Origin of the sequence: Jeotgalibaca sp. A127 (assembly GCF_052266745.1) — a bacterium.
Classification (GTDB): domain Bacteria; phylum Bacillota; class Bacilli; order Lactobacillales; family Aerococcaceae; genus Jeotgalibaca.
The window spans coordinates 188,060-212,309 of sequence record NZ_JBQPRC010000004.1; the positions used below are offsets into that span (position 1 = coordinate 188,060).

A 24,250-nucleotide genomic window follows, 5' to 3' on the forward strand; every position below is an offset into this window, starting at 1 on the left:
TACTTTTATTCAAATTTTATCATTTTAATTTATTTTTGCCGTGACTGCCACAAATTTTGCTTCTGTCAGCTCTTTTAGATCCAACGGGTTTAACTCTATTTGCATTCCGCGTTTACCTGCAGATACAATTATCGTTTCCATCCCTTCTGCTTCTTGGGCGATAAAAGTTGGATAAAGTTTCTTCATTCCAATCGGCGAAGTCCCTCCACGGATATAGCCTGTCGTTTTTTCTAAATCTCCCAGCGGTAATAACTCGGTTCGTTTGTTGCCACTTGCACTCGCCAAAGCTTTTAAATCTATTTCTGCCAAAGCAGGAATGCAAACGACGATAGGTCCCGTATTATTCCCTTCAATCAGTAATGTCTTAAATACTTTTTCAATCGGTAGAGAACCATTTTTTGCTGCTGTGCGTGCATCCAAATGATCCTCGTGCCATGCATATTCATGAAGCCGGTAAGGAATTTTGGCTTGTTCTACCATCCGGATAGCATTCGTTTTATTGATTTTCTTTTTAGCCATTTCAATCACCTCAAAAAAAATAGAAGAAAGGTTTCCCTTTCTTCCCATTTTAACACGTTTATTTTTCTAGCTCCTCTATTTCAAGCTGAACTGGAACTTTCGTCCCGCCAAATTCATCCTTTATATAGGCTTGGACTTCTTCACTATGGTAAATTTCTCCAAGTTTTAAAATAGCTTCATCATTAGCTTTTTCAGGCTGGGTCACTAAAATATTTACATTTTGTTTTGTATCTTCTGAGACTTCTTCGTAAAATAAGGAGTCGTCAAGAACATTCAATCCACCTTCCAAAGCAATAGAGTTACTAATAAGGGCAATAGCTACGTCCGGTAATACCCGAGGTCCAGTCGTATCATCAATTTCAGTAAATACCAAATTTTGGGGATTTTCGATAATATCGGAAGGAGTGCCGAATGAATCAAAATCCTCCGTCAATGTAATCAATCCCGCTGCTTGTAAAAGTAATAAGCCTCTTGAGGCATTGGAAGGATTGTCAGCGATGGCAACTTCAGCGCCATTGGGCAATTCATCCAGTGACGTATACTGCGAAGAATAGATTCCCATTGGTTCGAGATAGGTCGTTGCAAAAGCAGTAAGTTGATCACCTGATTCTTCATTGAATGATTGCAAATAAGCCCACGATTGGAAAGCATTCACGTCTACCTCTTCATCAACTGTCGCCATATTTAATTGGGGGCCCCCATCTATTTCTTCAATTTCCAGAGTTATGCCCATTTCTTTCGCTGCCTCCGAATCAGCAATATAACGCCAAATATCAGCATCCGACGATTGTGAGCCAACTGTAATCACTTCATTCTTGATTGCTTCTTTTGATTCAGCATTTCCTGCCGTACAAGCGCCTAGAATCATGCTTGCGCCCGCTAAACTTAATCCCAATAGCCACTGTTTTTTATTCATATATAATCCTCTCCTAGTGCATTGTCATGCCACCCGTCACATTTATAGCTTGCCCCGTCATGTATGAAGCGAGGTGACTAGCCAAAAACAGTACAACATGGGCAACTTCATCTGGATTTGCGGTTCTTCCAAGGGGCACTTGTGAACAATCTTCAGCGTATATTTCATCTGCAGTCATGTTCCTGATTAACCCACCTTCGACCCGTTCTCTCTTTTTCATTGCTGTCTCAACAATTCCTGGACAAACTGCATTCACCAAGATGTCATCAGGGGCCAATTCCTTGGCCATGGTCTTGGTTAAACCAATAACGGCATGTTTGGATGCCACGTATCCTCCCATCCCCACATAGCCGTTTTTTCCGGCCTGGGAAGAGATTTGAATGATTCTGCCACTTGATTTATTATCTTTCATCCACTTCGCAACTTTTTTTGAAAATAGATAAACGCCACGGGAATTAATTGCAAAAACCTTATCCCAGTCTTCTAGCTTACTGTCCACCACCACATCCATGGTTGAAATCCCAGCACAGTTAACCAAAATATCTATTTTGCCAAAATGATCCAGAGTATTTTGGATGCACATATCTATCGAATGCTCATTAGCTACATCAACTTGCGCCTGTATTATCTGTCCCTGCATTATTTGGAACGGTTCAGGATAGGCATAATCAATGGAAACGACAGAAGCTCCAGCTTCAGACAAAACCGAAACAATTGCCTCGCCGATACCATTTTTTCCGCCCGTTACGAGGGCAACCTTGTTGGTTAAATCGATAGTTATCATTTTTCGGACCCATTACCCTTCAGTGAATATTCTTTCAAAAGGATCACGGCTAATTCCTTTTTCCAACACTGATCGGGTGTATTCTTTGGCAGCAAACAAACTATGGTCCCGATAATTTCCGCATTCTTTGGCTGTTACCGATGGAACAGTTTCTGTTTCCAACACTTTTTTCAATGTTTTTTCCAATGCTACAGCAATATCCTCTGCAGTTGCCTCATCCCATTTAATGCAATAGAATCCTGTTCGGCAGCCCATTGGCGAGATATCTATAATTCCCGGTAATTCGTCACGCAAGTAGGTGGCCAGTAAATGTTCCAATGTATGTAAAGCTCCTGTGGGGAAAGCATCTTGATTTGGTTGCAAAAAACGTAAATCTATTTTTTGTATTGTACTACCCTGGTTATGCTCAATTCCCGCTATCCTAACGTAAGGTGCTTTCACCAAATTATGATCCAATGTAAAACTTTCAACTTTTGCCATATTTATCATCCTCCGAATATTATTTATAAACAAAAAAAGTCCTTGAAGAAGCAAATTAATGCTTCTTCAAGGACGGGAAATTTTATCTTCACGTGGTACCACCTTTGTTCGTATTGCCCTCACGGACAATACCTCGTCAAGTGCTCAAGGAATAAACCTTGAATACTTCGATGCTGCAACGGGCATCCCCGTAGCTACCTTATATTAATGAATATTCGGCAACTCCACTCTAAGGCCATTTTCTATTTTACTTCCCTTCCCTCTTCTCACCTACCGAGGGTCTCTGCAAAGTTCTGGTAAAATATACTTTCCTTTTCAATGTGTTTGTTCTCATTATTCTCATTTAACTTTAATCTAGAATAACACTGAAAAAGTGGCTTGTCAAACTTATTTTGTATAAGCTTCAGTTAATTGAGGAACAATTTGTTTTTTGCGGGAAACAACACCCGGCAGGAAGACCGTTTGATTTTCCAGCACAACGTCAAATGCAGCCTCTGCTTTGTCTGCACCATTTCCGACAACAAGTAAAGTAGAGTCGCTGTCCACGATATTTGTGATCATCAGGACGAATAAATCATAATTTTCGGCAGCATTTTGCGCTGCCATCAAGCTAGTTAATTCTTCTTGACGATTTAAAACGTCTTGAATAGCTACCGTGTTTACTTGACCTACACGTACTGATTTGTCACCCATTGGGAAAGTTTTCGCATCCAGGCCTAATAACTCTTCACTCGTTTTGCTGTCCAAGTTTGTTCCAGCCTTCAACAAATCCATACCATAGCTGTCTAAATCAATCCCAGCGATTACCGCTAAATCTTTAGCTGCGTCAATATCTTCCTGGGTACATGTTGGTGATTTGAACAACAAAGTATCAGAAACAATGGCTGAGGCCATTAAACCAGCAATTTTTGCAGGAATTTCGATCCCTTTTTCTTTAAACATTTTGTAGATAACTGTATTTGTACATCCTACAGGTTCACTCCGGTAATACAAAGGATTAGCCGTTTCAAAATTTGAAATACGGTGGTGATCAATAACATATTTAATTTCAACATTTGTAATATCAGATGCACTTTGTTGGAACTCGTTATGATCCACAAGCGCAACGGCTGAAACTTCATTTGATACAGTATTAACCACACGTGGTGCCTCAAAGTTGAAATGATTCAAAGCAAAGGCCGTTTCTTCACTAGGACCTTCAAACGCAACCGCTTCTGCTTCAACTCCGATTTCGTTTAAGTAATAAGCAAATGAGATTGCTGATGTGATTGCATCTGTGTCTGGATTTTGATGTCCGAATACTAATAATTTTTCCATAATTGCCCCTCTTTCATCTATCTATCTGTATTTATGATATTAAAAAAAAAGGAAAAGGGCAACGAAATTTCGCCTTTTTCCTTTTTAATGGCACTGTTAAGCGTGCAAGTATCCTTTATATTCGTCACAACGCAATAATTTGCGGGCATTTTCAACACGTTCCTGTGTTGGCGGCTCAATCCCTTCCAACTTATAAGGAATCCCTAATGCCTCATATTTATAGATACCCATCTTATGGTAAGGAAGAATTTCGACTTTTTGCACGTTTTTCAAAGTTGAAATATAATCTCCCAAACGAACTAAATATTCATCATAATCCGATCTTTCTGGGACTAGTACGTGACGAATCCAGACAGGTTTACCAATCTTTGATAAGTATTCGGTCATTTCCAGAATACTATCATTTGGCCACATCGTTAATTCTTTGTGTTTTTGACGGTCGATATGTTTAATATCCATCAAAATCAAATCTGTTACTTTCATTAATTCTTCAAAGCGACCAAAGAATGGCTCGTCATATGTAAAAGGTTGACCGCATGTATCCAGCGCTGTATTAACACCCATGGCTTTAGCTTTTTGGAATAGTTCGATAATAAAATCTATCTGGAGCAATGGTTCACCACCACTTATTGTGAGACCACCTTTTTCTCCCCAGAACTCTCTATATTGCAGAGCCATGTCAAGAACTTGATCTGTCGTCATTTCTTGTCCACCACCAATATTCCACGTATCTGGGTTATGGCAGAATTCGCAACGCATACGACATCCCTGCATAAAAACGATAAAACGGATTCCAGGTCCGTCCACGGAACCAAAACTCTCAGTTGAGTGTACAAAACCTGTCATTGGGTTTGTCATAAGTCATTTCTCCTCCATAGCTTTATCTATATTTCCGACCAAAAAGAGAGAATTTTCTCTCCCTTTAGTCGAAAACGGAGGCGAAGCCTCCGCATTCAATTTTTATTACATACTTTCGTGCATTGTACGGTTGATAACGTCTAGTTGTTGTTCGCGTGTTAATTTAACGAAGTTAACTGCATATCCAGATACACGGATAGTCAATTGTGGATAGTTTTCTGGGTGATCCATAGCATCCAACAATGTTTCGCGGTTAAATACGTTAACGTTCAAGTGATGACCGCCTTTACGTACGTATCCGTCCAACATGTTTGACATGTTTTCTTCTTGAACTTCTGCTTCGCGGCCCAACGCTTTAGGTACGATAGAGAATGTATTTGAGATTCCATCCAATGAATATTTGTAAGGAATTTTAGCAACGGATGAAAGACTTGCCAAAGCGCCGTGTGTATCGCGTCCGTGCAATGGGTTCGCTCCTGGAGCGAATGGTACACCTGCTTTACGGCCATCCGGTGTTGCACCAGTACTCTTACCATAAACCACGTTAGAAGTGATTGTAAGGATTGAAGTGGTATGTTTTGCATCACGGTAAGTTTTATGTTTCTTAACTTTACTCATGAAGTCTTTCAATAACCAGATACCGATTTCGTCAGCGCGGTCATCATTGTTACCGTATTTTGGATAATCGCCTTCGATTTCGAAATCTACAGTAATGCCATCTTCATCGCGGATTGGTTTAACTTTCGCATATTTAATCGCTGAAAGTGAATCAATGGCAACTGAGAACCCAGCAATACCTGTAGCCATAGTCCGCATTACGTGTGTGTCATGCAATGCCATTTCCAAGTTTTCATAGCTGTATTTGTCGTGCATGTAGTGGATAACATTCAAAGTATTGATGTAGAGTTCAGCTACCCATTCGTTCATCAAGTCATATTTTTCCATTACTTCGTCGAAATCAAGGTATTCAGAAGTGATTGGTTGGTATTTAGGACCAACTTGTTTTCTGGTAACTTCGTCAACCCCACCGTTGATTGCATAAAGCATTGATTTAGCCAAGTTTGCACGAGCACCAAAGAATTGCATTTGTTTACCGATACGCATTGCAGATACACAACATGCGATTCCGTAATCATCGCCCCACTCTGGACGCATGACATCATCGTTTTCGTATTGGATTGAGCTAGTAGCGATTGAAATATGTGCACAGAAGCGTTTGAAGCCTTCAGGCAAACGTGTTGACCAAAGTACAGTCAAGTTTGGCTCTGGAGCTGTCCCCATATTCTTCAATGTTTGCAAGAAACGGAATGAATTTTTCGTTACTAACGTACGGCCATCTTCACCCATACCCCCGATTGATTCGGTAACCCAAGTCGGATCTCCAGAGAACAAATCATTGTAATCCGGCGTACGTGCAAATTTAACCAGACGTAGTTTCATAACAAAGTGGTCAACAATTTCTTGTGCTTCTTTTTCTGTCAATGTACCGTTTGCCATATCGCGTTGGATGTAGATATCCAAGAATGTAGAAACGCGGCCCAAGGACATAGCAGCACCGTTTTGTTGTTTAACAGCAGCAAGATAACCGAAGTATACCCATTGGAATGCTTCTTTAGCAGTTGTTGCTGGTTTGGAAATATCGTAACCGTAAATGTTTCCTAATTCTTTCAACTCTTTCAAGGCACGGTATTGTTCGCTCATTTCTTCGCGTAGACGCATAATGTCTTCTGACATTGTACCGTTACCCACTACTGCATAATCTTTCAATTTTTCTTGCATCAAGAAATCAACACCATAAAGTGCTACACGGCGGTAATCTCCGATGATACGTCCACGTCCGTATGCATCTGGCAATCCAGTGATGATTTTATTTGAACGTGCTGCACGCATATCTGGTGTGTAAACATCGAATACACCTTGGTTATGTGTTTTTCTCCAATCGCGGAAAATATGCGAAATTTCTGGATCGATTTCATAACCATAAGCTTCAGCTGCTAACTCACTCATACGGATTCCGCCGAATGGTTGCAATGAACGTTTAAAAGGTTTTTCTGTTTGGAAACCAACAATTTGTTCTTTGTCTTTATCCAAATAACCTGCACCGTGAGATGCGATTGTAGACACAACTTTTGTATCCATATCCAACACGCCGCCAGCTTCTCTTTCTTGTTTGGTCAAGTCCATTACTTGATCCCATAATTCATTCGTTTCTTCTGTAGGACCTTCCAAGAATTCTGCATCGCCTTCATAGACTGTGTAGTTTTGTTGGATAAAATCGCGAACGTCAACTTCTTCTTTCCAAGTTTTACCTTTGAAACCTTGCCATTGTTCCATAACGTAAATCCTCCTAAATGATAATTTTTATTTTGTGAAATATGTAACACCTTTAACGAATTCATTATAACACGTTTCAGAGCTTGTGCAATACTTTTCATGCAATTTGTTTCTTTTTTTCATTTCTTTTGTAAATGTCCGCTAATACATTGATAATACAACGTTTTCAAAAATCGTTTTCAATGATAGGTCTTATTCATTAATTATCATATCATGAAAAAACAGGACCCATCTGTATTATAATACAGATGGGTCCTGTTTCATGTTGTATGAATACAGTTGGATTATTCCTCTAATTGTGAAATTGGAAACATCTTTTTGATTCCATACACGAGCCCATCTTCGGTCTCTACCAGGATGGCAGAACCGTTTGTATAGCGAGGAGTATACGGAATATTTTTACTCATGAGTTCTTTCGTTTTTCCACGTGTCGTTTTAATAGTGTATGTGGATTGCGTATCCGGGTTTGGATCAAGATACACAATACGATGTGGATTCGCCTTTAATTCTTTGATTAACATTAATCCGCGTTTCGCTCTTCCGAGAGGAGAAATTTCGCCTGTCCGGAAACGTTTAGCGTTACCTCGTTGGGTAACGATTAAAACGGTGTGTTTATCGTCCCCGGCTTCAAATACGGTAGCTCCCACTACATGGTCATCTATTCGAAGGTTGATTGCCTTTACCCCACTGGTTCTTATTCCGGTTGGGGAAACTTCTTCAAGCAAATAGCGCAAGCTGAATCCGGCGTGGGTAACAAATAATACTTCAAAATTATGTTCAGTTTCATCAATCAGATGAATATTCTGAACGGTATCGGCTTCTGTTTTCAACTTGATTGCGACTGCTTTTTTCCGTTTATAACCGCGGAAAGTCTGATATTCAGATAAGAGTGTCCGCTTAATCATTCCTTCTTTAGTAACGAACACCACCGATTGTTTATCGGTTAAAGGTTGATTGTGCTTCACAATCGTTGCGTTAATAATCTCCTCACCAGTAGCGAATGGTATGGATTGGGAAATGTGGTGACCCATTTCTTTCCATTTTAATTCCGGAAGTTCATAAATAGGCATATGCATGTAGCTACCTTTATTAGTGAACATGACTATAGCATCCAGTGTTGACGCCTTTTCAACCAACATCGGTTGATCGCCTTCACGTAGGCCAATATCCCCCACATCAGTTGCTGCAAAGGAACGGAAATTAGTTCGCTTGTAATACCCTTCTTGAGTCAGTACGACATAAACTTCCTCATCAGGTATCAGCACTTGCGTCTCGATCTTGATTTCTTCTATTTCAGCTTCCAATGCGGACATACGTGGTGTTGCATATTTCTTCTTAATGGTTAAAAGTTCATTTTTCATAACCATCATCAAGGTTTTCTCATTTTTCAAAATACTCTGATAAGATGCTACTTGCTCATTTAAATCCAGTTTTTCATTTTGCAAAGCGACAATGTCGGTATTTGTTAAGCGGTATAATTGTAAAGAAACAATCGCTTCAGCCTGGGTATCTGAGAATTTATAGGTCTTAACTAAATTATTTTTAGCATCTTTTTTATCTTTACTGTTACGAATTAACGCAATTACTTCATCCAAAATCGAGATTACTTTAATCAAGGCATCAACGATATGTAAACGCGCTTCGGCTTTTCGTAAATTATAACCGGTACGACGGGTAATAACCTCTTTCTGGAACTTAATATAAGCATCCAGTATTTGCACCAATCCTACTTGTTTAGGTCGTAATTCATCAATAGCCACCATATTGAAATGATAATTTACTTGTAAATCGGTATTTTTAAATAGATAGTTTAATATCCCTTCAGCATTGGCATCTTTCTTTAGTTCTACAACAATTTGAAGGCCTTCACGGTCTGTTTCGTCTCGAACCTCGGCTATACCCTCCAATTTACGATTCAGGCGAATTTCATCCATTCTTTTTACCAATAGCGCTTTGTTTACTTCATAGGGAATCTCGTTAATAACGATTTGCTGCTTTCCGCCACGAAGCGATTCAATTTTCGTTTTAGAACGCACAACCACTTTCCCACGCCCGGTTTTATACGCACTCTCAAGTCCTTCTTTCCCTTGGATGATGCCACCTGTTGGAAAATCTGGTCCTTTTACGTATTTCATCAGCTGTTGTACGCTAGCATTGGGATGATCAATTAAATGAACGGTTGCATCCACTACTTCGCCTAAGTTATGGGGCGGAATATCCGTTGCATAACCAGCTGAGATACCTGTTGTGCCATTGACCAGTAAATTCGGATAACGAGCCGGCAAAACGAGTGGCTCTTCATCCGTATCATCGAAGTTTAAGATAAAATCAACGGTTTCGCTATCGATATCTCCCAGTAATTCACTGGAAATTTTGGCAAGACGCGCTTCCGTATACCGCATTGCAGCAGCCGGATCGCCATCCATACTCCCGTTGTTACCGTGCATCTCAATTAATGGTTCACGCATTTTCCAATCCTGGCTTAAACGCACCATGGCTTCATACACACTTGAATCCCCGTGAGGATGGTAGTTACCAATTACGTTTCCTACCGTTTTAGCTGATTTGCGGAATTGTTTTTCGGACGTATTTCCACTGACGTACATAGCGTATAAAATCCGCCGTTGTACGGGTTTCAACCCATCGCGGATATCCGGCAAGGCGCGGTCCTGGATAATGTATTTGGAGTAACGTCCAAATCGGTCTCCCATCACATCTTCCATCATGAGTTCTTTAATTTCATGCTCCTGTGCCATTAAATCTCCCCACTTTCAAAATCCAAGGTCATTTGAGCGGCTTCGTCCGCTTCTTTTCTCAACTGCTCGGCTGCTTCTTCTTGTTTGTGTTTCTTCATTTGATCAGATCCATTCGCATCCGATTCCTCTAAAATACTCTTATCATCTTCAAGCGAGAACTGAACATTATTCTCAATCCATTTTCGTCTTGGCTCTACCTTATTACCCATCAAGGTGGTTACCCGTCGTTCCAAGGTCGCTTTGTCATCGATGACAACACGGATTAAGGTCCTTGACTCCGGATTCATGGTGGTGTCCCACAATTGATCCGCATTCATTTCACCAAGTCCTTTGTAACGTTGAAGAATATAGTTTTTACCGATTTTTTTGATGGCATCGTCCAATTCTTTTTCAGTCCAGGCGTATTCCATAACTTCTTTTTTTCCAACCTTTTTAGAAACTTTATACAAAGGCGGTTGAGCTAAATATACTTTTCCCGCTTCAAGCAGAGGTTTCATATAGCGATAGAAGAATGTTAATAGCAAGGTCTGGATATGCGCACCGTCCGTATCAGCATCGGTCATGATAATAACTTTATCGTAATTTGTATCTTTAATATCGAAATCGGGACCTACACCCGCTCCAACAGTGTGGATAATGGTGCTGATTTCCTCATTTTTGAGGATGTCCTGCATATTGGCACGTTCCGTATTGATAACTTTACCACGCAAAGGTAAAATCGCCTGGAATTTACGGTCTCGGCCTTGTTTAGCCGACCCCCCTGCGGAATCCCCTTCGACCAAGAATAATTCGTTTTTACTAGCATTTTTCCCTTGTGCTGGTGTCAATTTACCAGACAGGAGTAATTCTCCTTTGCGTTTTTTGCCATTACGTGTTAGTTCTCTAGCTTTACGCGCTGCATCTCGTGCTTCCCGTGCTTTTAGAGATTTGCGCACGAGCATTTGTCCAACTTCCCCGTTCTCGATCAAATAGATACTTAAACGTTCATTGATAAGGTTATCGACAATTGCACGGGCTTGTGGTGTTCCTAGTTTTTCTTTGGTTTGGCCTTCAAATTGCAGAATGCCTTCAGGAACACGCAATGATAATACGGCTGTCAGTCCTTCACGGACATCGCTTCCCTCTAAATTCTTTTCTTTCTCTTTTAGAAGTCCGACTTTACGAGCATATTCATTAAATGCTTTGGTCATCCCAGTTTTAGCACCGACTTCATGTGTACCACCATCTTTAGTACGGACGTTATTAACGAAAGAGAGAATCGTTTCTGAATAACCATCATTATATTGGAAGGCAAAATCGACTTCAATATCTTCAACCATGGCTGTAAAGGCAGCAACAGGATTTAATGTATCTTTTTCCTCGTTTAAGTATGTAACAAACTCTTTTATGCCATCCTGATATTGGAAAGTGTCACTCTTGTCATGACGCTCATCGATGATGGTGATTTTCAAACCTTTTAACAAAAAGGCTGACTCACGCATACGTTCAGCCAGAATATCATAATTCAATTGCGCACTACCGAATATAGCTGGATCGGGTAAAAAGTGAACGGATGAACCGTTGGGTTTGTTCACTTTGAGTTGTTTTTTCATTTTCCCTTTCGGCTTTCCACCATTTGAAAATGACAAAGTATAAAGGGTTTTATCCCGGATTACATTAACATCCAAAAACGCTGAAAGAGCATTTACAACACTGGCCCCAACTCCGTGTAAACCACCGGATGTTTTATAACCACCTTCTTGGCCAAACTTTCCTCCCGCATGAAGCACGGTAAAAATAACCTGGATAGTTGGAATACCACTTTGGTGCATCCCCGTCGGCATCCCCCGACCATTGTCGGTGACGGTAACGCTTTGGTCTTCATGTATTTTTATAACAATTTCATCGGCAAAACCGGATAACGCTTCGTCCACTGCGTTGTCCACAATCTCATATACCATATGGTGTAGACCACGGCTATCTGTTGACCCGATATACATACCGGGTCTCTTTCTGACTGCTTCTAATCCTTCAAGGACTTGGATTGAATCGTCATTGTATTGATTCGTTTTTCTTTCAACCATCATTAAACTCCTTTGTTCTACAGAACTCGAACATCCATTCTACCATAATACTTTAAAATCAACTTGATGTAAAAGATATTTCCTGAATTTTCTGTTCAAAAGGCTTTAGGATCGGGCTTTTAATAAAAATACAATAGGAAATAGCCACTTTTAGTGGTAAACTAGCTACAAAGTATATTCTGATTATTAGGAGTGACATGTTTGAATACCGTATTCGCTATAGTGTTAGCATATTTATTAGGTTCCATTCCCTCGGGTGTCTGGATCGGAAAAGGTTTTTATAAGACGGACATCAGGGAACACGGGAGTGGAAACATGGGAACAACCAATACCTTCCGTGTTTTGGGTACAAAAGCTGGAATCGTTGTTTTGGTAATGGATATATTAAAAGGTTCCCTTGCAACACTTCTCCCCTTGTGGTTGGATGCTCCTATCCATCCGCTGTTTACTGGTGTCCTGGCAGCAGTGGGTCATACTTTACCCATTTTTGCCAACTTTAGAGGTGGGAAGGCTGTTGCAACTAGTGCCGGAATCATTTTAGCATATAATCCGTTATTTTTTATACTTGCGATTACTTGTTTTCTAATTTATTTACTATTGTCCAGCATGGTTAGTTTCGCAAGTATTGCAGCTTGCTTGAGTGCTGTTTTGATTTCTTTATTTATGGGGGATTTTTGGTTGATAGTCGTGACAATGGCATTAACTACCTATATCATCATCCGCCATCGCGAAAATATTCAAAGGATCCGTCAAGGAACAGAAAGTCTTGTGCCATTCGGACTCAACTACAAGAGGAAAAATAAGCAATAAAAAAGATGCCTGCTGGCATCTTTTTTATATTTCTAGTTTTTGTTTCATCTGCTGCAGTAGTACTTCTGAACGTACCTTGATATACGTTCCTTTCATCCCTAACGATCTAGATTCCAGAATACGGGCAGATTCTAATTTACGTAGGGCATTAACAATCACCGAGCGTGTGATTCCCTTGCTTGCTGAAATTTGAGAAGCATTAATACGTGTTTCCAACCCCTCAATTTGGCTAAAAATTTCGGTGATTGCTTCCGTCTCACTGAATGAGAGCGACTGCAAGGCAATTGTAACAGCCGTTTCAGCCCTTGTGGCCATTTCAGTTTTGATATTTTTCAGATGGAGAACCTCCACCCCAATCACAGTTGCACTATGCTCAGCCAAGATTAAATCACCACTGTCAAAAGGACGATTGAAGCGTGCAAATATGAGGCTACCTAAACGAACCCCCGCCGCAAAAATGGGGGTCACGGTCGTAAGACCGGTAACGAAAATGTCTCTCGTTTCTACAGGAAAAACACTTAAGTCAGATTCGATGCCGATATTAGCTGTCGTACGCTTGATTTTGTTTATTTCATCCGTGTACACGAGCGGGAACTTTTTGTCCACCAACATTTGCTTAACACGCGCATTATTAATATCAATCGCTTCGCTAAATCCAAGTAGCGTGCCTTCTTCATCGATCAAATAAGTATTTGCTCCCAGGATTTCCGCCAAACGCTCTATCATGTCCAAAAATGGCAAATCGTTTATCTTTTCGCGGTTGATGAAGCCACCTTCTTTTTGTAGCATGCGATTGATTGTTCTTAATCGTTCCAATATTTCATCCATTTACTTCAACCTCACAGAATATAGCGTCTTAAATCTTGGTCCTCAACAATATATGCTAACTTTTCATCAACATAGTTTGCTGTGATTGTTATTTGTTGCCCTGGCATATCCGGAGATTCAAATAAAAGATCTTCTAATAATTTTTCTAAAATAGTATGAAGACGACGGGCACCAATGTTGTCCGTTTCATCATTCATTTTTGCCGCAATAGCAGCAATACGTTCAATTGATTCTTTGGTAAAGGTAACCACAACATTTTCTGTCTCTAAGAGTGCTCGGTACTGCTTCACTAGCGAATTATCAGGTTCAGTCAGAATGCGGACAAAATCATCTTCCGTTAAATCATCCAGTTCCACCCGAATTGGAAAACGCCCTTGCAGTTCCGGAATTAAATCACTCGGTTTTGCAACATGGAATGCTCCTGAGGCAATAAACAGGATATGATCCGTTTGAATATTACCGTATTTCGTCGAGACTTGTGAGCCTTCCACAATCGGCAGAATATCTCGTTGAACACCTTCTCGGGAAACTTGACCACCTTGATCCGATTTGGAAGTAATTTTGTCAATCTCATCAATGAAAATAATACCGTTTTCCTCCGCCATTCGCAAAGCCTCAGCAGATAAATCGTTTTTATCGATTAGATTGTCTGTTTCTTCATCCGTTAAAACTTTGATGGCGTCTTTGACTTTCATCGTCCGTTTAACTTTTCTTTTAGGAGTCATGGAGTCCAACGCGGATTGTAACATCATCATTTGCTCATTATTCCCCATTGTACCCATGGGATTGCTGGTTTTTTCTACAATTTTAATGGTCACATCGCGGTTGTCCAAAATGCCTTTTCTTAACTGCTCCACGATTTCTCGGCGTTCAGTAGCAATCTCTGCTGTTACTTCTTCCGTTTCTTCCTCTTCAGGCAGCATGGCATCTGTTGGGAGCCCGAATTGCTGGAACATGTTGTACATACTATTTTGATTAGGGGCTTGTTTCTTTTTAATGCCAGGTTTCAAGGCCTGAGCAATGCGCTCCAAAGCTTTAGCGTTCGCTTGGCTATAAACATCACTGCGTTTTTCGTTTTCGACTATTAAAATCGCATTTTCAACCAAATCACGAACCATCGATTCAACGTCTCGACCCACATACCCAACTTCAGTAAACTTTGTCGCTTCCACTTTTACAAATGGGGCATGGACAAGGTTCGCCAAACGTCGTGCAATTTCAGTTTTACCAACACCAGTTGGTCCAATCATCAAAATATTTTTGGGCGTTACTTCTTTCTGCATCTGGTCAGTTAATTGCATGCGACGATATCTATTACGCAATGCAACTGCCACAGATTTTTTGGCATCGCTTTGGCCAATAATATATTTATCAAGTTCAGCAACCACTTGTCGTGGTGTTTGGTTAGCTTTTACAATCATTAATGAACACTCCTTATTAAACGAATTCCTCAACGATAATATGATCATTTGTAAATACACATATTTCTGAAGCAATCTTCAGACTTTGGTAAGCCATATCTCGTGCGGATAGATTGTTAGAATTCCGCTTCAACGCCCGAGCTGCGGCTAATGCAAAATTCCCACCCGAGCCAATTGTTAAAATGCCATCATCTGGCTCAATTACCTCGCCACTTCCTGATACTAAAAACATTTGGTCTTTGTCCATCACGATCAATAAAGCTTCAAGTTTTTGCATAGCACGGTCACCCCGCCATTCTCTGGCAACTTCAATCGAAGCACGCATTAAATTTCCTTTATGCTGGTGCAATTTTGCTTCAAATTTGTCTTCAAGGGTAAAGGCATCGGCAACGCCTCCCGCAAAGCCAACAATAACTTTATCATTATAAATTCGGCGAATTTTCTTTGCGGATCCTTTCATGATGACAGATTCTCCCATCGTCACCTGGCCATCACCAGCCATCGCTGATTTCCCATTATGCTGAATTGCACAAATTGTTGTCATAATAAAACTTCCTTCCATTGTTTCTTTCGCTAATCCTCGGTTCTCCGCTTCGCACGGGGATGAAAAGCTTGATAATTTCTTTGTAAGGCATCTTTCGTCACATGTGTGTAAATTTGCGTGGATGAAAGACTGGCATGTCCGAGCAATTCCTGGACCGTTCTTAAATCAGCACCCTCATTCAACATGTCAGTCGCAAAGGTATGGCGTAACATGTGCGGATGCAAATTACCGGTTTGCCCAGATTTTTTCATGATTTGTTTCAAAATATGCTCAATCCCGCCAGACGTTAAAGGTTCGCCTAATCGATTAACGAATAGATAATCGTGTTCTTGCTTGTATTTTGTCATCAGAACCGAGCGTCCCTTTTCCAAATAGAAAGTAATAGCTTCCAAGGCAAAATGGCCAAAAGGCACATAACGTTCTTTGTTTCCCTTACCATATATCAAAATGACTCCTAGTGTCGTATCAATATCTGCCATTTGGATATTTCTACATTCGCTGACCCGGATACCAGTTGCATACAGAAGCTCTAATAATGCAACATTGCGGTAATCCAAGGGCTCTGTCCCACTAGCTGCGTTGAATAGTTTCTCTAATTCTTCCTGATAAAGATGTTTAGGGAGCCGTAACGTGCGATTTTTGTAAGAAATGGATGCTACTGGATTTTCACTGATTTTGTTCTCCCGAAGCAAAAAGCTATAAAAGCCCCGTAAACTCGAGAGCATTCTGGAGATACTATTCCGGCTTAATTGCTCTTCATCCAGAAAGCTAAGGAATAAGCGGATATCTATTAATTTAACATCCTTAAATGCCGCTTGCCCCGTATTGCTCAGATAAGACTCAAATTTTTTCAGATCCTGAAGGTAAGCTTTGACTGTCTCATCGGAATACCTTCTCTCAATCGATAAGTAATGGATGAAAGCTTCCAACCACATATGATTTTCTTCCATAGTCCGACCTCCCATCCTTATCCTAAAATATCATAAGGTTTACTTTTGTTCAATTCCAGATAGGAACGTTGACAATTCATTTTTGGACAATGGTATTTTGACAACGTTTTCTGATATTGTACCAAAAAAAGAAGCACTTATGCTTCTTTTTTGGAGATATTCTATTTTTGAACTTCTTCTTCATAGTCACAATGGCTACATTTTACTTGTTGTCCACCACGGACCTTCTTTTGCACCAGATAATGATCACATTTAGGGCAATTCCGACCAATTGGTTTATCCCACGAAACGAATTCACAATCAGGGTACCGATCGCACCCGAAGAATATTCTGTTTTTCTTGGATTTACGTTCAATGACTTCCCCTTCTTTACAAAGCGGGCATTTAACATTGATTTTCTTCACGATTGCCTTGGTATTGCGGCAGTCTGGGAAGTTGCTACAAGCATAGAATTTACCGAATTTACCAATTTTGATAACCATGGGGCTACCGCACAGTTCGCAATCGAATCCTGCTGGTTCATCCTTGATTTCGATTTTTTCCATTTCTACTTCTGCTTTTTTGAGGTGTTTCTCAAAAGGTTTATAGAACGCATCGATAACTTTAACCCATTCTAATTTACCTTCTTCAACAGCATCCAAATCCTTTTCCATATCCGCTGTAAATGAGACATCAACGATTTCAGGGAAATAGCTGTCTACTAAGCCATGTACAATTGTACCTAATTCAGTTGGTTCAAATCGTTTGGCCACGAGTTTAACGTAATAGCGACGCTGAATTGTTTCAATCGTTGGGGAGTATGTAGAAGGTCTTCCTACACCGTTTTCTTCCAACGCCTTAATAAGAGAAGCTTCTGAATAACGTGCTGGTGGTTGTGTAAAGTGTTGGTTTGGAATGATGTCTTTTGAATAGACAACATCTCCAACATTTAGCTCTGGCAGCATATTATCCTTTGTTTTATTGTCTTGATAAACTTTTCTAAATCCAGGGAATTTTTCTTTCGAGCCATTAGCCCGGAACACCAAATCTTGATTGGCCAAGTGAACGCGCATGGTGTCAAAAATTGCTGGTTGCATCTGGCTGGCTACAAATCGTGACCAGATAAGTTGATACAATTTAAACTGGTCTTTGCTCAAGTATTGCTCGATATCCGCTGGTTTTCGCATCACACTGGATGGTCTGATTGCTTCATGGGCATCTTGAGATCCTGTTGAGGATTTATCAGCACGTGGTTTATTCCGAGCATACTCCTGTCCATATTCATCAAGTACAAATTGATGTGTTTCAGAAACAGCACTATCCGCAACACGTGTCGAATCCGTACGCATATAGGTAATCAAACCGACAGAACCTTCTTTACCGAGGGAAATCCCTTCATATAATTGTTGGGCAACCATCATCGTTTTTCTAGTTCTGAAGTTCAATTTATTCGCTGCATCTTGTTGTAAACTGGATGTTGTAAAGGGCGGTGCGGGATTTCTTTTTTGTTGTTTCTTTTCTACATCGGAAACCAGGAATTCATTTCCGGATAATTTCGCCAAGGCTGACTTGGCTTCTTCTTCATTTGAAAGTTTGGCTTTTTTACCATCGTTGAAACCATAAAAACTAGCTTCAAAAATACTCTTATCTTTTTGGAAAGTACCATCCAACGTCCAGGATTCTACTGGTTCGAAGTTAGAGATTTCATCTTCACGATTGATGATAAGTTTAAGGGCAACTGACTGAACACGTCCGGCACTCAAACCTTTTTTTACTTTCTTCCATAATATAGGAGAGATTGAATAACCAACTACCCGGTCTAATACCCGCCTAGCCGTTTGAGCGGAAACCAGATCCAGATTGATGGGTCTTGGATTTTTTATTGCTTCTTTAACTGCCGTTTTTGTTACTTCATTATAAATAACACGGATATTATCGGATGGGTCTAGTCCTAGCAAGTAAGCCAAGTGCCAGGCAATAGCCTCACCTTCCCTATCCGGGTCAGATGCGAGAAATATTTTTTCTGCACCTTTTGCATATTTTTTCAGTTCCTTAATTAAAGGACCTTTTCCCCTGATGGAGATATAGTCCGGTTGGTAATTGTTCTCAAAATCTACCGCCATGCGGCTTTTTGGCAAGTCACGTAAATGGCCTTTACTTGCAACCACTTTATAATTGCGACCGAGATATTTTTCGATTGTTTTCGCTTTTGTTGGTGATTCTACGATCACCAAATATTTATAGGCCAAAGGAAAACTCCTTTCATTACTTACTTGTCATTGTCATGACCTGAAATCGTTTATCATCTTATGCTATTAATTAGAGTTTTGTCAAATATTTATTTTTTTTGCCAGAAACCAGTCATTTCGCAAACAATGTCTTCAAAGCTTAAAACAGCTTTGGCTCCCGCTTGTATTAATTGATTGGTTCCTTTATACGCGGCATTTAAAATGTTTCCGGGAACGGCAAAGACTTCCCGATTTTCTTGAAGAGCAACATTTGCCGTAATCAGACTTCCCGATTTTTCTTTGGCCTCCACTACCAATACTCCTTGCGAAAGACCTGCAATGATGCGGTTTCGCATCGGAAAATGATGTCTTTGAGGCCCGACTCCTAATGGGTATTCGCTCAGAACCAACTGCGTTTTCAACATCACTTTTTGTAATTCCCTATTCTCAGCTGGATAAAATTGGTCCAATCCTGTCCCGATAACAGCTATTGTAGCACCCTTATGTTTGATTGTCTGTTCATGGACCTCGCGATCTACTCCTTTTGCTAAGCCACTGACGGTTATGATTCCCGCCCGTGCAACTGCTGGAGTGATGGTGGCTATCACATTTTTTCCATATTCCGTTATCTGACGGCTACCTACAATGCCCAAGCGCTTGCCTTTTGTTAATTCCCAACTCCCTTGGAAATATACGACAACCGGGGGAAGGTAAATTTCCTTTAATTCATCAGGATAATCTTCATCGATGATGGTACAAACTTTCGTACCAGTTTGTTGAAGCTTCTCCATTTTGCGGTTGATATCTTCAATTTCCAATACTTTTTTGACGGCATCTAATTTTTTGCAAGCCGTGTTATAGTTTTGCCAAATGCCTTTTCTCAATATCATGTCTTCCAGTGCTAATTGCGGATCATTGATTAAAGCTATGGTAATTGCTACCATTTCTTCAGCACTAAATACATTCACGAGCGAACAAATGATTAATTTGTTCCGTATTAATTTTCTCATAAAAAAAACTCCTTTCTCTCTATGTATATATAGAGAAAAAAGAGCCAAAAACTTTTTTTTAGTTTAAATTATTTTTCGCCATCGTTTTTATGGGCTCAAAACTCAATCGATGAATCGGGGTGAAACCGTATTGTTCCAGCCCTTCCAAGTGTGCTTTTGTTCCATATCCGGCATTTTTCTCAAATGCATAGTGGGGATATTCTTTGGCGTAATCTTCCATAAGACGGTCCCGGTATACTTTTGCAACAATACTGGCCGCTGCGATGGAATAAGACTTAGCGTCGCCTTTGATAAGGGAGACTTGCTTCACAGGAAGAGCCAACTTCATTGCATCAATCAATAGGGCATCAGGAGATTCGGGCAGATTTGCTACAGCAGCCATCATGGCTATTTTAGTAGCTTCATAAATATTCAAGGAATCAATTTCGGTATTTTCCACTATACCGATACCCACTTGTGCTTTGTCAAGAATGATATCATAGAGCTCGTTACGCACTTTCTTTGATAATTTTTTTGAGTCATTGATGGATAATGCGGGCATATCCTCTGGCAAAATAACAGCTGCTGAAACAACCGGGCCCGCTAATGGTCCTCTGCCCACTTCATCAATACCAGCAATACATTGATAACCATCGGCTCTTAATTGGCTTTCAAAAAGCAACATAGTAGCCTGATGTTCCAATAGATTTTGACGCTTTTCATGCTGGTTGGACCATTTTTTCAGCTCATTAAGGACCCCTTTACGGGTATCCGTACTGAGTTCAGAAAAAAACGGATGGGTCGGCTCAGTAATTTCGGCCAAAATAGTTTTTATTTCACCAATGGAATATTTATTACTCATTGCTTAACTCCCGTGAATCTTGATGAATTAGTGGAACACTGTCGAGAGTATAGGTGCCTAATTTCCCATCACGAATATCAAAAATCAACTTTTCGCTGGCACGCTCATAGTCTTCACCAAAATTTAATTTCTTGGTCAACTCCATCAGTAATTCTGGGTAGGTTTTTTCATCCATTTTTTCTGAAAGATGATAGGTTTCTGCTATTCTTCCTGGGTAATGATTGATGAAAAATTCCAGTGCGTGTAAAGCAATATCATCTTTGTGGAAAAGTGTGTCCTTGATAGCGCCCGTAAGCGCTAGTTTCTTTCCTACTGCTTGATCTTCGAACTTATGCCATAAAATACCTGGCGTATCCAAGAGTTCAAAATCATCGCCAATTTTTAGCCATTGTTGTTGTTGTGTAACACCTGGTTTATTAGCTGTTTTTGCTCTGTTCTTCTTAATCATCTGATTGATGAATGTTGATTTACCAACATTTGGGATGCCTAAAACCATTAATCGAATAGCACGTGGCTTCAAACCCTTAGATTTACGCACCGCCATTTTCTCAGCCATCATCTCTTTAATTATTTTCTTAGTTCGAGTAATATCGGATTGGCTGAAGGTGTTAATAGCAATTGCCTGTTGATTTTTATCAATATGACTGAAATAGTTTAACCATCTATCTGTACTACTTCGATCTGCCAAATCGGATTTATTCATAATAATTAAACGTGGTTTATTCCCAACAATTTCGTCCATTAAAGGGTTACGGCTTGATTCTGGAATACGCGCATCCACCAATTCCAGGACAATATCAACCATATTTCTATTTTCGATCGCTTCTCTCTTAGCTTTGGCCATATGCCCAGGGAACCATTGAATATGCATTTATTAACGCCTCCATTAATCTATAAATGAGGGTGAGACCTTTTGTCTCACCCTCTTTGTGTTCTTGTAACAGTTACTCATTTTTTCCTAAAAAACCTATCTTATCTAATGGCCATATTCTCAAACTGGATGTGCCTTCAATCTCTTCTGCGGGTACAAATCCAAACATCCGACTATCTTTGGATACTTGACGGTTATCACCCATAACAAAAAATGTGTCAGGTGGCACAACGGCAGAAGTACTTCCCGGAATATCAACTAACGAAAAATCGTTTGTGATTTGCCCTTCGTCCACTGTTTCTTTCAACGGTTCAAGATAATGTTCTTCAACTAGTTCGCCATTGATGAATAAGTCATCTTTATAATATGTAATTTCATCACCCGGCAGGCCAATGATACGCTTTACATATTCTTCGCCATCGGTTGGATTATCAGGGGCAGGAAAGACTACCACATCAAATCGATCCACGGTTCCCAAGCGATTCAAAATCAAACGGTCCCCACTCGTTAGTGTTGGTACCATTGAATCACCAACCACTTCAAAAGGAAAGAATAAGAAGGTTCTAATAAGAATAAATAACACATAAGCAACTACAACTGATAGCAATATGTTTACAATCTCTTTTATTAAGTTGTAACCTTTGCTTTTGATTTCCTTTTGGTTATTATCCATATGAACACTCCTTTATTTGATTCGATAGACTTACTTTATCCAGGTAATTTGATCAAATGGATAAATAATTACTCGAGCTTTTCCTACCACGGATTCTCCCGGAACAAACCCAAACATGCGGCTGTCTTTGCTTCTTGGCCTGTTGTCTCCCATGACAAAATAATGACCTTCTGGAACTTTACGTTCATCATCTGATTCAATAATAGAAAAATCAGAAGTAAAAATTTGATTCGATTCCAATTTTTTAGTCAAAAATGGCTCGGAAAGTCGTTTCCCATTTATATACAACTGGTCATTTTTGTAAGCGACCGTTTCTCCAGGCAGGCCAATGACCCTTTTAATATATGCGGCATCCTTATCATCATGGAATAAAATGATATCGAAACGATCAATTGACTTACTCTGATGATATATTAGATAACTATCGGGATTTAAAGCAGGAGCCATTGAATCGCCCTCTACTTGCAACGGTATAAATACAAAGTAACGAACGAAGAGTGCCAAAGCCACAGCTACAGCAAAAGCCTTAAACCATTGCCAAATAGTTTCAGAAAGTGATTTTTTCATTTACTCACTCATATTCCCCAATAATTCCAGTGCTTTATCGAGCTGAGTATCGTTCTCTGCAATAACTTCTCGAAGTTCTTCCACTAGTCCAACTGAAGTTTGATCATCAATTTCACCTGTCTGTGATAAACCATTATCTTGTTGGAATTGCTTGACTGCTTCCTCGGTATCATAATCATAATAGCCGTCCGCGACCAAAGAATAACCAACGGCACTTAGCATTTCTTCTACATTTTTAACTGCTTCAGATACAGATCCAACTTCATAAGTCGCAGTAGAATCAATAATTGTCAAGAAGGCGTAAGAAGGCAACTCAACTTCATGATCAGGCGCAATCCCTTCTCCATGAATCCAGTTCCCTGCTGGTGTTAACCATTTTGCCACTGTTAACTTGAGTTCGCTATCTTCCGTAAGAGGATAAATGGATTGAACAGTACCCTTTCCAAAGGTGGTCATCCCAACTAAAGGAACCTCTGCTTCTTCTTTCATGATACCTGCTACGATTTCTGAGGCACTAGCACTTCCCTCGTCAATCAGCATGACTACGGGTTCATCAATTTGGAATTCGCCATATTCTTGGTCATTTGCCTTGATGGTATAAGGATTACCATTTTTTTCTTCCGTTTGCATCAGAATCGCATCATCCTCTACAAACATATTCCCAATTTTCAAAGCCTGGTCAAGTAAACCACCCGGATTTTGTCTAAAATCGAAAACGAATTTTTTTGCCCCTTGTTCCCTTAATGCCTCTACTCCAGTAACAATTTCATCATAAGTAGGTCTGGCAAAACTGAACACTGAAATCACGCCGATTTCCGGATTTTCTTTTGATAATTCGTAAGCCACGGTTTCAATTGGAATCGTGTCCCTAACAATATCCACAGTGAAAATTTGCGTTCCACGCTGAATTTCCAAACTTACTTTTGTCCCACGTTCACCACGGATGAGGTTGACTGCTTCTGAAGCCGTCATCCCAGACAATGAAGTTCCGTCAGCACTCAGAACAATGTCATTAGGTAATAAGCCTGCTTTATCGGCTGGCGCACCTTTGATGGGTGAAACGATGACTATCTGATCATTAATGCTCATAATTTCAGCACCAATGCCTTCAAAAGAAGAGGAAATTGTTTCGTCCATTGTTTCAGTTTCTTCAATATTCAAATATTGGCTGTAAGGATCCTCGATAGCATTGACCATCCCTGCCAATGCACCTTCAAGTAAATCCTCCTCATTGATATCTTCGATATAATTCGAAAGGATAATTTCATAGACGGCCTGAATATTTTGCGAGCCGGGCACATCATGAATGTCCTTTATGGTTTGCGACGACTCTGACTGTGAATTACTCGTATCGCGACTAGCAAGATTTACTTGATTGCTTTTTGCGAATATAAAAGTCACTCCCGCAGAAATCACAGCAACTAAAACAAGGGATAACAAGTAAACAGGAAGTTTGATGCCCACTTTTCTTCTTTTATTGTTTTTATTCGTATTCATTTGT

21 protein-coding genes, 1 pseudogene and 1 other annotated feature are annotated in these 24,250 nt (G+C 40.1%); of the genes and pseudogenes, 1 reads left to right on the forward strand and 21 read right to left on the reverse strand.

Features of this window, described 5'->3' with window-relative positions; all coding sequences use genetic code 11:
* Positions 1-24: 24 nt before the first annotated feature.
* From ybaK to parE, 10 genes and pseudogenes are all read right to left on the reverse strand, one after another.
* Complete coding sequence (ybaK, locus tag ACTVAI_RS06505; protein ID WP_443474332.1) at positions 25-519, reverse strand: Cys-tRNA(Pro) deacylase; 495 nt, start codon at positions 517-519, stop codon at positions 25-27.
* Positions 520-577: 58 nt separating this feature from the next.
* The gene (locus ACTVAI_RS06510; RefSeq protein ID WP_443486202.1) at positions 578-1,435 is read right to left on the reverse strand and encodes a MetQ/NlpA family ABC transporter substrate-binding protein; all 858 of its coding nucleotides are present in this window, start codon (positions 1,433-1,435) and stop codon (positions 578-580) included.
* A gap of 13 nt (positions 1,436-1,448) precedes the next feature.
* Positions 1,449-2,219, reverse strand: a complete 771-nt coding sequence (locus ACTVAI_RS06515) for an SDR family NAD(P)-dependent oxidoreductase (protein WP_443474334.1) — start codon at positions 2,217-2,219, stop codon at positions 1,449-1,451.
* Positions 2,220-2,231: 12 nt separating this feature from the next.
* A complete protein-coding gene (locus tag ACTVAI_RS06520; protein ID WP_443474335.1) occupies positions 2,232-2,699 on the reverse strand; it encodes an S-ribosylhomocysteine lyase in 468 nt (155 codons plus the stop codon).
* A gap of 65 nt (positions 2,700-2,764) precedes the next feature.
* Positions 2,765-3,027: a binding site (T-box leader), on the reverse strand.
* A gap of 59 nt (positions 3,028-3,086) precedes the next feature.
* Positions 3,087-4,016: a manganese-dependent inorganic pyrophosphatase gene (locus tag ACTVAI_RS06525; protein ID WP_443474336.1), complete on the reverse strand. Its 930-nt coding sequence runs from the start codon at positions 4,014-4,016 to the stop codon at positions 3,087-3,089.
* A 96-nt stretch (positions 4,017-4,112) separates the two neighbouring features.
* Positions 4,113-4,874 (reverse strand): pyruvate formate-lyase-activating protein, encoded by a 762-nt coding sequence (pflA, locus tag ACTVAI_RS06530; RefSeq protein ID WP_443474337.1) that lies wholly within the window; start codon positions 4,872-4,874, stop codon positions 4,113-4,115.
* Between the two features lie 105 nt (positions 4,875-4,979).
* A complete protein-coding gene (gene pflB, locus ACTVAI_RS06535) occupies positions 4,980-7,208 on the reverse strand; it encodes a formate C-acetyltransferase (protein WP_443486203.1) in 2,229 nt (742 codons plus the stop codon).
* Positions 7,142-7,309: pseudogene (locus ACTVAI_RS06540) on the reverse strand (hypothetical protein); the annotation flags it as partial. The pseudogene ACTVAI_RS06540 and the gene pflB, both read right to left, overlap by 67 nt.
* A 183-nt stretch (positions 7,310-7,492) precedes the next feature.
* Positions 7,493-9,964 carry a DNA topoisomerase IV subunit A gene (gene parC, locus ACTVAI_RS06545; RefSeq protein WP_443474339.1) on the reverse strand — a complete coding sequence of 824 codons (2,472 nt, stop codon included), beginning with the start codon at positions 9,962-9,964 and terminating at the stop codon, positions 7,493-7,495.
* Positions 9,964-12,027, reverse strand: coding sequence for a DNA topoisomerase IV subunit B (gene parE, locus ACTVAI_RS06550; RefSeq protein ID WP_443486204.1), 2,064 nt, complete (start codon positions 12,025-12,027; stop codon positions 9,964-9,966). Before parE ends, parC begins: the two co-directional genes overlap by 1 nt.
* A gap of 201 nt (positions 12,028-12,228) precedes the next feature.
* On the opposite strand from parE, the gene plsY reads away from it, so the two are divergent.
* Positions 12,229-12,837 (forward strand): glycerol-3-phosphate 1-O-acyltransferase PlsY, encoded by a 609-nt coding sequence (gene plsY / locus ACTVAI_RS06555; RefSeq protein ID WP_443486205.1) that lies wholly within the window; start codon positions 12,229-12,231, stop codon positions 12,835-12,837.
* Positions 12,838-12,861: 24 nt separating this feature from the next.
* Here plsY and codY read toward each other — a convergent pair whose 3' ends face one another.
* The 11 genes from codY to ACTVAI_RS06610 all read right to left on the reverse strand — a co-directional run bounded on the left by codY (position 12,862) and on the right by ACTVAI_RS06610 (position 24,246).
* The gene (gene codY, locus ACTVAI_RS06560) at positions 12,862-13,665 is read right to left on the reverse strand and encodes a GTP-sensing pleiotropic transcriptional regulator CodY (protein ID WP_443486206.1); all 804 of its coding nucleotides are present in this window, start codon (positions 13,663-13,665) and stop codon (positions 12,862-12,864) included.
* Between the two features lie 11 nt (positions 13,666-13,676).
* Positions 13,677-15,086 carry an ATP-dependent protease ATPase subunit HslU gene (gene hslU / locus ACTVAI_RS06565; protein WP_443486207.1) on the reverse strand — a complete coding sequence of 470 codons (1,410 nt, stop codon included), beginning with the start codon at positions 15,084-15,086 and terminating at the stop codon, positions 13,677-13,679.
* A gap of 16 nt (positions 15,087-15,102) precedes the next feature.
* On the reverse strand, positions 15,103-15,648 hold the full coding sequence (gene hslV, locus ACTVAI_RS06570; RefSeq protein ID WP_443486208.1) for an HslVU peptidase proteolytic subunit: 546 nt from the start codon (positions 15,646-15,648) through the stop codon (positions 15,103-15,105).
* A gap of 11 nt (positions 15,649-15,659) precedes the next feature.
* The gene (gene xerC, locus ACTVAI_RS06575; RefSeq protein WP_443486209.1) at positions 15,660-16,580 is read right to left on the reverse strand and encodes a tyrosine recombinase XerC; all 921 of its coding nucleotides are present in this window, start codon (positions 16,578-16,580) and stop codon (positions 15,660-15,662) included.
* A gap of 161 nt (positions 16,581-16,741) precedes the next feature.
* A complete protein-coding gene (gene topA, locus ACTVAI_RS06580) occupies positions 16,742-18,808 on the reverse strand; it encodes a type I DNA topoisomerase (RefSeq protein ID WP_443486210.1) in 2,067 nt (688 codons plus the stop codon).
* A gap of 89 nt (positions 18,809-18,897) precedes the next feature.
* A complete protein-coding gene (gene dprA / locus ACTVAI_RS06585) occupies positions 18,898-19,797 on the reverse strand; it encodes a DNA-processing protein DprA (RefSeq protein WP_443486211.1) in 900 nt (299 codons plus the stop codon).
* 58 nt (positions 19,798-19,855) lie between these two features.
* Entirely contained in the window at positions 19,856-20,638 is a 783-nt protein-coding gene (locus ACTVAI_RS06590) for a ribonuclease HII (RefSeq protein ID WP_443486212.1), read from the reverse strand.
* A complete protein-coding gene (gene ylqF / locus ACTVAI_RS06595) occupies positions 20,631-21,509 on the reverse strand; it encodes a ribosome biogenesis GTPase YlqF (protein WP_443486213.1) in 879 nt (292 codons plus the stop codon). The genes ACTVAI_RS06590 and ylqF overlap by 8 nt, the downstream gene beginning before the upstream one ends.
* A 73-nt stretch (positions 21,510-21,582) precedes the next feature.
* Positions 21,583-22,182, reverse strand: coding sequence for a signal peptidase I (lepB, locus tag ACTVAI_RS06600; RefSeq protein ID WP_443486214.1), 600 nt, complete (start codon positions 22,180-22,182; stop codon positions 21,583-21,585).
* Between the two features lie 30 nt (positions 22,183-22,212).
* Positions 22,213-22,749, reverse strand: a complete 537-nt coding sequence (gene lepB, locus ACTVAI_RS06605) for a signal peptidase I (protein WP_443486215.1) — start codon at positions 22,747-22,749, stop codon at positions 22,213-22,215.
* Positions 22,750-24,246 (reverse strand): S41 family peptidase, encoded by a 1,497-nt coding sequence (locus ACTVAI_RS06610; protein ID WP_443486216.1) that lies wholly within the window; start codon positions 24,244-24,246, stop codon positions 22,750-22,752. It lies immediately after the preceding gene.
* Positions 24,247-24,250: the final 4 nt, after the last annotated feature.

What these genes read in the sequence shown, in the direction of transcription:
- ybaK (WP_443474332.1), bottom strand. Translation starts at nt 519, where the DNA reads ATGGCTAAAAAGAAAATCAATAAAACGAATGCTATCCGGATGGTAGAA.
- ACTVAI_RS06610 (WP_443486216.1), bottom strand. Translation starts at nt 24,246, where the DNA reads ATGAATACGAATAAAAACAATAAAAGAAGAAAAGTGGGCATCAAACTT.
- ACTVAI_RS06510 (WP_443486202.1), bottom strand. Translation starts at nt 1,435, where the DNA reads ATGAATAAAAAACAGTGGCTATTGGGATTAAGTTTAGCGGGCGCAAGC.
- pflB (WP_443486203.1), bottom strand. Translation starts at nt 7,208, where the DNA reads ATGGAACAATGGCAAGGTTTCAAAGGTAAAACTTGGAAAGAAGAAGTT.
- ylqF (WP_443486213.1), bottom strand. Translation starts at nt 21,509, where the DNA reads ATGCATATTCAATGGTTCCCTGGGCATATGGCCAAAGCTAAGAGAGAA.
- hslU (WP_443486207.1), bottom strand. Translation starts at nt 15,086, where the DNA reads ATGATTGTAAAAGCTAACCAAACACCACGACAAGTGGTTGCTGAACTT.
- ACTVAI_RS06525 (WP_443474336.1), bottom strand. Translation starts at nt 4,016, where the DNA reads ATGGAAAAATTATTAGTATTCGGACATCAAAATCCAGACACAGATGCA.
- ACTVAI_RS06515 (WP_443474334.1), bottom strand. Translation starts at nt 2,219, where the DNA reads ATGATAACTATCGATTTAACCAACAAGGTTGCCCTCGTAACGGGCGGA.
- dprA (WP_443486211.1), bottom strand. Translation starts at nt 19,797, where the DNA reads ATGAGAAAATTAATACGGAACAAATTAATCATTTGTTCGCTCGTGAAT.
- parE (WP_443486204.1), bottom strand. Translation starts at nt 12,027, where the DNA reads ATGGTTGAAAGAAAAACGAATCAATACAATGACGATTCAATCCAAGTC.
- xerC (WP_443486209.1), bottom strand. Translation starts at nt 16,580, where the DNA reads ATGGAAGAAAATCATATGTGGTTGGAAGCTTTCATCCATTACTTATCG.
- ACTVAI_RS06590 (WP_443486212.1), bottom strand. Translation starts at nt 20,638, where the DNA reads ATGAGTAATAAATATTCCATTGGTGAAATAAAAACTATTTTGGCCGAA.
- lepB (WP_443486215.1), bottom strand. Translation starts at nt 22,749, where the DNA reads ATGAAAAAATCACTTTCTGAAACTATTTGGCAATGGTTTAAGGCTTTT.
- pflA (WP_443474337.1), bottom strand. Translation starts at nt 4,874, where the DNA reads ATGACAAACCCAATGACAGGTTTTGTACACTCAACTGAGAGTTTTGGT.
- lepB (WP_443486214.1), bottom strand. Translation starts at nt 22,182, where the DNA reads ATGGATAATAACCAAAAGGAAATCAAAAGCAAAGGTTACAACTTAATA.
- hslV (WP_443486208.1), bottom strand. Translation starts at nt 15,648, where the DNA reads ATGGAAGGAAGTTTTATTATGACAACAATTTGTGCAATTCAGCATAAT.
- ACTVAI_RS06520 (WP_443474335.1), bottom strand. Translation starts at nt 2,699, where the DNA reads ATGGCAAAAGTTGAAAGTTTTACATTGGATCATAATTTGGTGAAAGCA.
- codY (WP_443486206.1), bottom strand. Translation starts at nt 13,665, where the DNA reads ATGGATGAAATATTGGAACGATTAAGAACAATCAATCGCATGCTACAA.
- parC (WP_443474339.1), bottom strand. Translation starts at nt 9,964, where the DNA reads ATGGCACAGGAGCATGAAATTAAAGAACTCATGATGGAAGATGTGATG.